Source organism: Mucilaginibacter sp. P4_E8 (assembly GCF_056401495.1).
In genome coordinates this window covers 1-13,135 of record NZ_JBFUJG010000135.1, presented here as the reverse complement: position 1 = coordinate 13,135, position 13,135 = coordinate 1, and the positions used below count along the sequence as shown (strand labels likewise).

The window sequence follows — 13,135 nt, the reverse complement described above, 5'->3', positions numbered from 1 at the left end:
CCGCGGCTCCGCAGGAAATGCCCCAGCTGGTTCGACCGGGCATCCAGCTCACGGTAGCTCAGACGGCTATCCCCGTAAACCACAGCGGTCTCTTCTCCCCGAAGCATTACCTGCTCCCTGAACAGGTCCAGCAGCGTTAATCCCACAGGGTAGGATACCGCTGTCCCGTTAAACTCATATAATAACTGTTCACGCTCCTGCTCGCTCAGGATCTCGATATCACCGATGCGCTGTTCGCTATCCGATACTACCGCTCTCAGCATGCGCTCATAATGATCCAGCATGCGCTCCATCGTTTCAGGACGGTAAAGATCCCTGCAATACGTCAGGCTCAGATGAAGACCGTCTCCCGTAACAATGACCTCCAAGCTTAAGTCAAATTTTGAGAAAGTTTTACTAACCAGCCTTTCTTCTACGCGCAACTCATTTAGGTTCAGGTGAATCTTTACAAAATCATATTGCATGACAAAAGTTACCTGGAATAGCGGCGTACTATTCATCGATCTTTCCACATCCAATGCATCCACAATTTTTTCAAACGGGACATCCTGGTGATCAAAAGCATCAATAATGTTCGATTTTACCAATTGTAACAGACTTCTGAAAGATTGATCCTGATCAATTTTATTTCTCAAAGCCAGCATATTTACAAAACATCCGACGAGATTTTCCACTTCATTAAGCTGTCTACCCGCAACGGGAGTACCCACGCAGATATCTTCTTGTTTTGCATATCGGCTAATTAAAACATTGAAAGCGCAAAACAGCGTCATAAATAAGGTAACATCTTCTTTAGAGGAAAAATCACCAAGTCTTTCCAGCACACTGTTTTCTATTATTCTGCTAATAACCGCTCCTTGAAAACTTTGTTCCCGTGGGCGCTGATAATCAGTAGGTAAATCCAACGGTTGAAGCCCCTGAAGCGTGTTTTTCCAAAACTTAACGCTATTATTTAATTTACCGGAAGCAAATTGTTTTCTTTGCCAAACCGCATAATCCGAATATTGAAGAGGTAATTCTGGAAGATCAGGATCTTTGTGTTGAACAGCACTATTATATAATTCAGCGATTTCTCTAAGTAAAATCGGAATTGACCAACCGTCAAATGCAATATGATGCACCGCAAGCGCCATTAAATAATGTGTATCCGTAATCGTGATAATTAAAACACGCAACATCGGCGCATTACCTAAATTAAACGGATGCCACAAAAACTCGTTCAAACAAGCTTGCAAAGCTTCTTCGGTCGGGGGAAAATTTCGCCTATCACTAACTTCAAATTTCCAATCCGAAACATCTTCTATTTCCAGATGCGCTATTCCGTTCTCAAAACGTATAGCGGAACTCAATATGAGATGACGTTTAATGAATAGTTTAAAACTATTCTCTAATTTTGTGATATCCAATTTCCCATCAATGGTAAATACTGACGGCATATGATACTGGACGCTGCCTTGTAGGGAGTCTATAAACCAAAACCTCTCCTGAGCGAAAGATAACGGAATATGCTTAATTCCCACAGTATGCTTCGCTGTATGGTCATTCTCAAATGTTTCACCATATGACTGCCTGCTTAATAAGGCTTTGATCTCATCGCGATTTTCCTTTATTAAGTCAAGCAAACTCTGGCTAACTGTTTCCAAATCAGCAACCTTGAGCGTTAAAGCACCATCTTTTAAGATAAACTCAATACCATTTTCAATGGCGTTGTCGATAATTTCCTGAACATTTTGATCGGGCATAATCTTAACCTGTTAAATAAAAACTGTAAGAAGATATTTCTGAAACGTTGACCTAAATCTTAGTAGTGGAGAATTCTGATTTAAGCCGATATTGGCACCATCATGATGAAAATAGGACCGAATATTTACGGATTCATCTGATTAGAATATTGAACCATTCTATTTGAAGGAACTTTTAATGATATATAAGTCAAAACTAGGCCGGCTGGGCAACCTTCTGGTAAAATAGCTCTTTTTCACCAAACAGCCTTTCCGCAACAATTCCTCTTTCTCTGCAAATTTCTATGAGCTTATTGGACTGAACGATTGGATTTGACTCATCAGTATATTTTATGCTACTTATGAATTCAAGCCATGGTTCTTGACCCATCGCGTAAACGTATAGTTCACTTGGATTAAATATATCCACTAACGTCAACCCTTTCTGGCAATCAGAACCCGCTAAACGTCTGCTGCTGTCCTGATCCCGGGCCAGCTTTTTTGTTAACAAAGGACCATAAAGCCAGCTTAACGGCGCTCCATCACATTCCATTCCAAGAAAAATAACATCTACATCGCCGGTTATCGAGTGAATGTGTTTGTAAATTGCAGGTTCCAAAACTCTTGAATCAGCCATGTACATCAATTTAAATGCACCTATTTTTATTTGGTAACATGCCTTAGATTGGATATTTAGATCACTATGTTCGCCGGTAAAGGGAATGGCCGTGATTGAGATATCTTCAAACCCAACAGTTTCCATTTCATCAATCTCTGTAATATTATTAAATCCAATGTGCGCAAACATCAACTTTAGTTCAGGATCTTCCAGGCGTCCCCCGCGCGTTCTTGGAACAACAAGATGTTTTATTTTATGACGCAACGGAAGTAATGTCTCAAACAAAATGTGGTCCTGGTGATTATGAGTAATGATGACATAGTCAATTTGGTCAGGTAAGTCTACATCTGAATAATGGTTAACTTCAGAAGCGTAACCATAATAACTTATTAGCGGATCAACCAGGATACTTACATTTTGCGTCTCCACAAGTATGCAAGCATGTCCAAAATATCGCATGCGTATCTTATCACCTCTGTACGGTTGATAAACGGGCGGCTGTTCTTCGGTAAAAAGATTTTCAAAAAGAGGTGATTGATCAGGTGTGATGGAGAGTATGTCCTTGATAAAGCTTAACGTTTGCGGGACTCTCTTCATTTTAGAAAGCTCATCCAAAGCAGGATTATCAAAACTAATATTTAGATTCAATATATCCGGGCTATCTAACCTCGGAGTACTAAGTGCAAAGGGACGTTCATCATTATTGGTTATCCATAACGCAATACTTTGCAGTTCTTTATTGTAAAACGGACTTTTGTAAAGTAATGCCTCAAACACCCGGAACGATGCATTATTCTGCCGGTCATAAAATAATTCAACATACCCTTTAAGCAATTCGGGAACTTTATCATAAATCATTTCCAGACCATAACCCTTACCGTCGGCCAATAGTATGGCATCCAGTTCCTTTATCGCTTTTGCAAATGCAATTTGTAGTTTGCAATTGTCTATGGTCTGCTGTTTAAGTATTTTGACTTCTTCTGTTTTATTTCCTTTAAAATCCATAAATGGTCCCCCCAGCATTTTCGGGTTCGCAACCGCTTCCGCGTGAATCTCGGGCGCCATTAGATACGAATTAATAATATTTAGATGCCTTTCCTGAATATTTAAAGAGGATGTGGCCGGGGAAATTAAATGAGACCAGGCATACCAGCGATTAAACAGCGGTTCAATAACCACGTTAGGTTTTAGATAGTATTTTTGCTCTTTCATTATTATAAAGTTTTAATTAATGACAATTGATTAGAAAGCATTGACATGATCTGTTCTGTGTTGTTAAAAATAAAAAAATGCCCTCCTGGCAAACGTTTAAAATTGACGGGGTCAACAGATTCTTGTTGCCACATTGCAATATCTTCCGGTGCCATGTCTTCTTCTGTACCGGTAACCACGGTCATAGACAGCTTTACCGGAGAATCATGATGATACCGAAAGGTTTCGGCCGCCTCAAAATCTGCACGCAATATAGGTTCATAGTAATTCAACAGATCGTCATTGTTCAAAATTTCCTCTGGACAACCCTCCATATTTTTAAGTTCGGTAATAAAATCTTTTTTGGGGAGAAGGTATCTTCTTTTCGCTTCACGTGATTTGCAGGCCGGCGCAGTCGTACCGGTGATAAAAAGATGAGCAGGTGGCTCGATTAATTTACGTTGTAATATTTTTTTAGAAACAAGAAATCCTACGATTCCTCCCATACTATGGCCATAAATCATGTATGGTTTGTTTGTTTTATACCGGTCGATCTGCAATAGCATATCATTGACCAGTAGGTCCATGTCTTTTATAAGGGCTTCCTTCATTCTCGCGCCTCGTCCTGGGTATTCGAGTGGAATAATATTCAATGTATCTGATACATTATTTTGATAATTACGATAAGAATATCGACTTCCCCCGGCAAAGGGCATACAAAAAACATCGATTTTAACCATGATTATAATTAACTAATTGTTTCTTTAACCTTAACAATATTCTCTACAAGCCTGCCGTTTTTGAACGTTATCAGGCGATCTGCCAAATAATAATAATCGTTATCATGAGAAATAGCAATAATTGTCTTTCCCATGGCTTTCAATTCAAATAACCATTTTGTGTAAAAAAAATTCCTATTCTGAGGATCCTGTTCTGCTGCCCATTCGTCAAGAATAATTATCGGTTTGTCTTCCAATAGATTCAACAACAACGCAAGTCTTTTTTGCTGCCCTTTAGATAACTCTGTATGAATATGGTTCATAGTGGCGTCGAAGCGCAGAACACCGTCCAGATTCAACATGTGCTGATAAGTTTTTAGCTCCTCATTATCTTCGCTTAAATCGTGCCCGTCATAATTCTCCCTGAACAAATGATGATCGGCGAATACTACGGACATCTGACTGTTAAATGAAACAAAATCCGTCCATGATATTTTTTTATCGTCAATGTAAACACTGCCCTGCGTCGGCTCGTATAAGCCCAGAAATATATTCAAAAACGTACTTTTGCCACTCCCGTTACTTCCGGTAATGAAGACAATTTCGCCCTGCTTTATTTCAAGATCGTCGAACTGCAGTGAAAAAGAATCGCCTTCCTGATTTAGATGTCGATAAACAATCGCTTCAAACCTTATGCTGTCAAATTTCGATAATGAACTGGCAGTGACATTATTATCACTTTCAACCACTTCTAAATCCTTATAAATTTTATTTATACGCTCAAAGGCAATTTTGCTGCTCGTGTGGAAGGAAACAAAAGACAAAATTTGGGAGATAGGAGACATCATAAATAATACAGATGTAATGAAAACAGAAATCTCCACCATCTGTAACTGAAGCACTACCGGCAGAATAAACAATATCACACCAAACAGGATATACCAGCTGTAAACTCCTACCAATTGGTTAAAAACATAGGCTTTTGACGTAGATACCGATAAATCCTTTGCTTTTTGCCTATTAAATAAAATGTAGCTTTCATAGATGTTTTTATTTCTGATCGCTGATACTTTAATTTGTTTAAAGGCAAATAATAACTCCTGCAGTGACTTGAAATAAGAATTCTGTAAATCCCTTAGCAGATTTAATCTTTTTTCAATAATTTCATTCCTGGCCACATAGAGAAACAACAGGTTGCTCATCAGAATGAGTACCACAAAGCCTCCTGTAGGGGATAACCAAAACAGGTAGCCTAATGAGCAGCCAAGCGTGATAAACGCATTAATCAGTATCACAAATACCTCTGGGACCCGGCTTAACATGCGCGTATCACTTATAGCGGCGTATATTTTCTCGGGGCCCATTGCTTGAAATGCCTCAAAGTCTGCACTCTGGACTTTTCTGATTAGAGAAAGTTCCAGTTCAAAAAGCACACTGTTGGAAATTGCTATAATAAAATGCTGAAAAAACCTGGTTGAAATAAACGAGATCAAAATAAGCGCAACAAATAGCTCAGGCTTGTAATTATTAACGTGCGGAATTATTTGTCCACCTATAGTTGCATTGATCAGGATTAATATGCACATATTGGTTATGCTGCTGAACAACGCAAGCATTATCAAAAACAGATAAAATAGTTTGGATTTTATCTTAAGTATTCTCAACCAATTCATAAGCTATTTATTAGGCAACTGACAACACCGGTTCGGGCAATATTTTATGACCGATTAATAACGTACTCGGTATCCGGTAACCGGTGTCCCAACTATGGAGTTTTTTGAAATCGATGCTCTAAAGCAATTCTATCAGTGTATAACGCGTATTCGCTTTAGATTCTATTAAGGAAGCCTGTCTTTCTATAGTAGCGAAATAGAACAAATCCGAAAACTTGACGCGTATACTCCATTCTTTGTAAATACGGTTAATTAATAGATTTGCTTTAAGCGAGTGTCCTCCTATCTCAAAAAAGTCTTCATTTATCCCGATCGTTTCTTTATTCAGAATGGCCTTCCAAATACTTACTAACTTGTTTTCTATTTCGGTAGAGGGCGCTCTATAACTTTTATCGACAGTCAATGTCTCATCTAACTGCATCATTTTCAACAACTTTTTGTCTACTTTTCCGCTGGTATTAACTGGCAAGTCATTTAATGTAATCAAAAATGCGGGAATCATATAACTGGGAAGTTTACTTGATAGATAACTCCTCAACAAGTGTTCATTGTCGTCGGCTTCTTTCACCCAGGCAACAAAAGCCATCAGTTGCTGATCGCTGTTTTTACCTTCTTTAATCATTACAGCTACAGAACGAACATTAGCAAAGCTTGCAATGACATGCTCAATCTCATTCAATTCGATTCTAAAACCTCGCAATTTTATCTGCTCGTCTAATCGTCCTATCAATTCAATGTTCCCGTTAGGCAGCCACCGACCTAAATCACCTGTTCGGTAAATCAAAGTGCCCACTTCATGGCTGTTGGCAATAAACCGGTTCAAAGTTAATGACGACTGTTGAAAATAGCCTTTCGCTAATCCCTTACCACCTATGCAAATTTCCCCAAAGTTTCCCTCTGGGATCAGCTTCTGGTTTTCATCAAGTATATAAACTTTCGTGTTAAGCAAAGGAGTTCCTATGGATACTGATAAATCATCCCGTTTCATCTTTTTTCCGGTCGAGAAAATCGTCGTCTCTGTTGGACCGTAAAAATTCCACAGGCTCCCGGAACGTTCCAATATTTTATCTTTTAATGACACACTGAGCATTTCGCCACAGGAAATAGCGCAAAGATTTTCATTACCATTCCAGCCTGAATCAATTAGCGTACTCCACATACTAGGTGTCGCTTGCATTAATGTTGGCTGATTTTCTTCAAACAATTCCGTAAACAAATAATGATCTAAGATTTCTTCCTTCGAAGCAAGCACCACCCGGGCCCCAAAAACCAATGGAAGGAATAATTCAACAACTGATATGTCAAACGTATAATTGCTCAACGCTAAAAAGCTGTCAGTCATCGTAATTTCTAAATTATCTTTGAGACTTCTGAAGATATTCATTACCGCATCATGTGTGACCTCTACACCTTTCGGCTCGCCTGATGAGCCGGACGTAAACATAACATAGGCAAGTTCCGCCAATGGAAGAGGATCCGAAATAATTGACGCATTTTGCAGCGGAAATTCTTCGACAACCAGGTTAGCAATCTTATGAGCTTTAAAGACCGGCTCGCATTTCTTTAAGAATTGCTCATTGATCAATACCACTACCGGTTTTGTGCTTAATAGTACAAATGCTATTCGGTCTTCGGGGAATTGTGGGTCTAGCGGTAAGTATGTGGCTCCGGCCTTCCAAATCGCTAATATAGAAATGATCATCATCTCCGACCGATCCATTAACAAAGGTATCCTTTCATTTTGTTGAACAGAATACCTTTCTAAAAGATATAAAGATAGTTGCGTTGAATAATTATCTACTTCCTGATAACTAAAATACCGGCCTTTAAATTTAATAGCTATAGCGTTAGGATTGTTTCTTACATGCTGTTTAAAGCTTTCAATAATATTCAAACCAGGAATTGTTACAACAGGTTGATTGAAAACGTGCAATAATTTCAATTTTTCCCCTGGCGACAGGTAATCGACCCCGGAAATTGTCGTATGCTGTTCACCTATCAGCACGCTGAGTAAGCGCATATAATGTCCAGCCATTCTCTGGATACGGTTCGGGTTAAAAAGAGTTGTGTCGTATTCAAGAATCAGGGCTGTTCGATCATTGTCGTATTCGAAGTAAAACGACAGGTCATATTTAGCGCCTAAATTATAGGACACATTTTTTTTAAATAAAAGCTTTTTATCATCTACAAATCGATCTTTGCTTATTGTATTGCTAGTTACGAGGATATCGAATAACGGTGACCTGCCGGCATCTGTGGGAAGCGCGAGCTCTGTCACGAGTTCATCAAAGGGAAATGAGGCGTGGTCAATTCCTTTAAGTAACCGTTCTTTTACCTGCTGCACAACCTCACCAAATGTTGACCTCTGCGGTACATTAATCCGTAGCGGCAAAATATGTACAAAAAAGCCTATTAGTTCCTGATAGCGTGGATCTTCTCTATCTGCTACGGGCACACCGATGGTAATATCTTCCTGTGCGGTATACCTGGATATTAAAATGTAAACGCCGGATAACAGCGCCATAAATAGGCTAATATTTTCTCTTTTACAGTACTGCTGCAAACCCAGACAAATTTGATCTTCTACTTGAAAAGTAATCCGTTTTCCACTAGAGCCTTTTATCGGTAAACGTTTAAAGTCTAAGGGTAAGTTTAATACTTGGCGATTTAATCGATGCTCATTCAACCAGTACTTGAGATTACGTTGTGCTTTTCTTGATTGCTCGTCACTATGTGACCATTCGGCATAGTCTGTATATTGGAAAATAGATGCGCCAGAATAAAGCGGAAGCCCGCTTGATAAATCTTTATAATTTTCAATTAATTCTTTGATTAACAACATTCCGGAAAATTCATCAGTGATGATATGGGGCATAATAATCAGGAGGTGGTGTTCGCCGCCGGCGATCTTGGATAAATAAACCCTGTAGAGCACATCCTTTGCCAAATCAAAATGTTGCGCTATAAGCTCCTTAATATTATAAAAGTGTGAACGCGTGATATCGCTGTGATTACTTAAATCTTCATAATGAAAATTAATCCTGCCAGCCTCGTAATTATTAATAACCTGAATGGGGGATTCGTTTAGCTCGACAAAATTTACCCGKAAAATGCTATGTCTTTTTATAAGTGCCTCGACGGCCTTTGTGAACAACGTTACATCTAACTCCCCTCGGATGTCATATTGTAGGGATTCGTTATAGGCCGAAGAGTCCCTATCCATGCAAGATAATAGCCAAAGCCTTTTTTGTCCCGGCGAGAGCGGGTAATGTCCTTTCTTTTCCTTATAATTAACTTTAGCTGTTTCGACATCTTCCAGTTGCCCATTGGTCAAATTTTCAGTTTCTGACTCATAAATATATTTGCTCAAACGGTCAATGCTGTCGTAAACAAAAACGTTTTCGACGGAAAGCGCCAACTGAAGGCGCCTTTTTAGATGCCCTACCAATTGGATGGCCATCAGACTATTCATGCCTATTTCAAAAAAGCTAAGGCTTTTATCTATATTACGAAGCCCAGTTACGTCAATGACCGCATCGGTTAACACCTTAACTATCCATTCAATTTGATGTTTTTGAAAATTTGTTGCTTTTCCATTTGACAAAATATTGAGGATGTAATCAAATTTACCTTCCGAATACCCCGACTTAAGTAAAAAATACTGGATTTTTCCACTGGTCGTCTTTGGAATTTTTTTGATCGGAATGATATGCTTTGCAACGACTCCAATGTGTTTATAAATAATTTGTTTCGTTTTATCGGCGATCGCAACAAATTTCATCAAATMATCCTTGTGATGTAAAAAAACGATGAGATGCTCCTCCCCTTGGTCACTTATCCCACATGCTACAATTTTACCCTCTTCAGATATGCCTGCCGAAATGATTACTCTTTCGATGTCCTGTGGATAGTAATTCTGACCATTGATTAAAATGATATTTTTGAAACGTCCCGTAACTGTCAAGCGACCATTTCGCAAAAACCCTAAATCTCCTGTTTTCAACCAGGCATCATCAGTAAATATAAATGCGGTAGCGGCATCATTCTTATAATACCCGGCAGTTACATTGTCCCCTTTGATTTGAACGTGACCTATCGTATTTTCCGGCAACGGCTTATTATCATTGTCAGTTATTCGAAGCTGACACCCGTTGACCGGAAATCCGACATCCACAAATTCTACGGATCGCCTGTCACTTTCCTTCGTAATCTGAATGGTATCTCCGACTTTCAGGAAATTTCTATTGAGAAAATAGCTCGCAATAGCGAACCCCGGTGGCGTTACTGACACTTCTACAGACGCTTCCGCAAGCCCATAAGCTGCTACAAAAGTCTGTGCCTGAAGACCATAATAATTCAGACATTTAGTAAAATCGTCACACAAGCTTTTTGAAATTAACTCTGCGCCGTTCACGATAATTCTGACTGCTGTCAGATCCCATTCCGGTTGCTCGCGCTTTTCAAATGCAGTTAAAAAATATTTTATTCCAAAGTTTGGCGAATACAATACACTCGCTTTATGCAGTGCAACTTTATCCATCCAGATTAACGGTCTTCTGATAAAAAGAGAGGTGGGTATGCTTACCGTGTTAATACTCATTACTACCCCGGCCAAATGAAATCCGATCATCCCCATATCATGAGTGAGGGGCATCCAACTAATTAACACATCTGACGGTGTCATTGCCAAACTGAGAATAATATCGTTGATATTGCACAATAGATTCTTATGCGTCAAACAAACGCCTTTGGGGTCACCTGTTGAGCCTGAAGAGTATTGAACGTAGGCAATATCTGTTTCGCGGAGCGAGGCTGGAATACCTTGTAACTCCGAATCTAACAGCTCGCCTTTGAAAATGGTTTTTTGATTAATCAGTAGTACTTCAGTCTCTGCAGCTTCAGGGGCGCTGCTCAGATTTAGCTGTAAGTTATCGCAAACCACGACGGGATTGACAAGAGAACTCCAGATCTTTAGAATTTTAAGTTTCTGCTCCGGCTGAACGCCTGTAGATAATGGAATAGGTATAAACCCGCCCAATATACAAGCCCAGAAAACTTCAATGAAAATTCGGTTGTCCTCTAATTGTATGATAACTTCGTCGCCTTGCTTCACACCTTTTTCCTGGAGTGCTCCGAGGATAGAAATTGCCTTCTGATAAATTGCTTTATACAAAACCTTCTCTTCGGATCCATTTGAATAAACAAACACCATCCCCGCGCTGCCTCTCCGAGCTGAATTTTCTAATTCTGCCGCCAAAGTAGTTAATTGGATTTCCATAGTTAATCAATTGATTATCGGAACGATCGTTAATTTAGAATTTTGCAAAACCAAAAGCAGGAGTAATACTTTTGGGTCTATAATATTCGGACTGGATAGGCTAATTGTATTGCAGTATGTTGATTTACCTTCTGCAAATAATCGGATTGGATATTTATAGAAAGGGATTGATTAAGTAACTGTAAATAAATGAACAAACGTTTGCTCCCTTTCACGTCTACAATTTTCCCTTCTACCCCGGCGAACGGCCCCGCAATGATTTTAATATATTCGCCCTTTGTAAAATTCCCTTCCGGATAAACATCAGGGGTATAGGTTATCGCCTTTTTGATAATATCGATCTCCCGTTCTTCAATAATTGACGGATACTGCCCGGTTGACAGTACTTTAATTACGCCCTTGACAGATGAAGCCTGCCATAAGTCCCTTCTTGCAACTTTTACAAACACATACCCTGGAAATAACGGTTTTTCGATGGTTTTTTTTCGATCACTCCATGATCGTTCCACGTTTATCAAAGGCAAATATGTGAGAATTGATTTCCTGATTAAATAAGCAGTAACTTTTTTTTCAAAGTTGGGAACTGTATAAAGGACAAACCAATTTCCTGTATTCGTTTTTAAGCTAACCATGACTCGTTAAGCTACTTGTGATGCAAAGACCAATTTCAGTATTCAATTGATATCAAAAAAGCAGAGCTTCGCTACTGTCTGTCACATGGACAAACCCATTAATTAAGTACAGGTAAAAGACATAACAATAAATTTTACATCACACGGTGATGTATATTGCTAGCCATTAAGAGTTATTGTGCAGGATTAAATGGTGATTTCGAAGCCTCGTGCAGAACCTCAACCTCCAGTCACTGTTGGAGGGAAGGTGGTAGTGTCTCCGATCAAGGTAGTATCTGGCCTGTTAATTTTTGTACCGGTAGTTCTCCTCGAAATTTCGAAAACTGTCGTCTTTTTGAAGACGAATCGTTTCGATGACGTTTGTTTTTTCATGGCTTTAGATGACGGTTTAAAATTTTACTGTAATTTGGACACATCTAAAAAATTTTGAAAATCAATTACACCAATTGCCCATTTTGATACACGAATGGGGTAAAAACCGGCAATACTTATGTTGGGAATAAAAAGGAAATTTCTTAAGAAGAAACAAAAAAGCCGTTTCGAAACCGTTTACCGTATATTAATTCACCTCACCATCTGGATTTTATATTTTTTCTATGAGAACGGGGCAGTTTTATTAATTTATCCGGGAAGAGTGTTTCTCTTTACATCGTCACTTTATTTTATTTTAAATGCGATCATATTTTATTTGAATTATTTCCTAATAGTCAGAATAAAAAGAGACAGGTTTCGGCACATCAAGAGAATTGTTGTACTACTGGCGCTTGCTTTCCTGTATTTGATTCTAAATCATTCGCTTACGGTGTATATTCATTACCGAGGACTCGAAAATCCTATGTATACTGACTCTTTAAAAGAATTTATGATACTCCGGCTATTTCGTTTCGCCTATTTAATTTCGATAAGTTATACTTACTGGCTGATTGAATACAAGTTTAAAGCCGATAAAAAATTGATTGAAACTGAAATAAAAGGCATCGAAGACCTCAAAAAAACAACCCGGTTGGAAAAAGAAAAGCTGCGTGCTGAATTGAATTACCTCAGGTTACAGATCAACCCACATTTCTTGTTTAATACCTTGAGTTTTATCTATACAGAGGTTATAAGCCATTCCGAAAAGGCATCCAAAAGCATCATGCYGCTTTCTAATATTATGCGTAACGCCTTTATTGCGACTGATCAGGAAGGAAAAATTCCGCTTAGTCATGAAGTAAAACACCTCGAAAATTTAATAGAAATTCATCAGTTAAGATTTGACCGCCAACTAAATATTAATTTATATTTACCCGAGCCGGACAGCTT

At 38.8% G+C, this 13,135-nt stretch carries 7 protein-coding genes; 1 reads left to right on the top strand and 6 read right to left on the bottom strand.

Annotation, left to right across the window (positions count from 1 at the left end):
• The 6 genes from AC1DRQ_RS25800 to AC1DRQ_RS25775 form a co-directional block, all read right to left on the bottom strand.
• A partial coding sequence (locus tag AC1DRQ_RS25800; protein WP_477428140.1) for a condensation domain-containing protein occupies positions 1-1,742 on the bottom strand: 1,742 nt, incomplete at its 3' end.
• 196 nt (positions 1,743-1,938) lie between these two features.
• Complete coding sequence (locus tag AC1DRQ_RS25795) at positions 1,939-3,552, bottom strand: MBL fold metallo-hydrolase (RefSeq protein ID WP_477428138.1); 1,614 nt, start codon at positions 3,550-3,552, stop codon at positions 1,939-1,941.
• 2 nt (positions 3,553-3,554) lie between these two features.
• Positions 3,555-4,271 (bottom strand): thioesterase II family protein, encoded by a 717-nt coding sequence (locus tag AC1DRQ_RS25790; protein WP_477428136.1) that lies wholly within the window; start codon positions 4,269-4,271, stop codon positions 3,555-3,557.
• An 8-nt stretch (positions 4,272-4,279) separates the two neighbouring features.
• Positions 4,280-5,683, bottom strand: coding sequence for an ATP-binding cassette domain-containing protein (locus AC1DRQ_RS25785; RefSeq protein WP_477428134.1), 1,404 nt, complete (start codon positions 5,681-5,683; stop codon positions 4,280-4,282).
• Between the two features lie 358 nt (positions 5,684-6,041).
• Complete coding sequence (locus tag AC1DRQ_RS25780; protein WP_477428132.1) at positions 6,042-11,201, bottom strand: amino acid adenylation domain-containing protein; 5,160 nt, start codon at positions 11,199-11,201, stop codon at positions 6,042-6,044.
• A gap of 77 nt (positions 11,202-11,278) precedes the next feature.
• Positions 11,279-11,833, bottom strand: a complete 555-nt coding sequence (locus AC1DRQ_RS25775; protein WP_477428130.1) for a UpxY family transcription antiterminator — start codon at positions 11,831-11,833, stop codon at positions 11,279-11,281.
• An 862-nt stretch (positions 11,834-12,695) separates the two neighbouring features.
• On the opposite strand from AC1DRQ_RS25775, the gene AC1DRQ_RS25770 reads away from it, so the two are divergent.
• Positions 12,696-13,135: histidine kinase (locus tag AC1DRQ_RS25770; RefSeq protein WP_477428128.1), on the top strand; the 440-nt coding region annotated here is incomplete at its 3' end.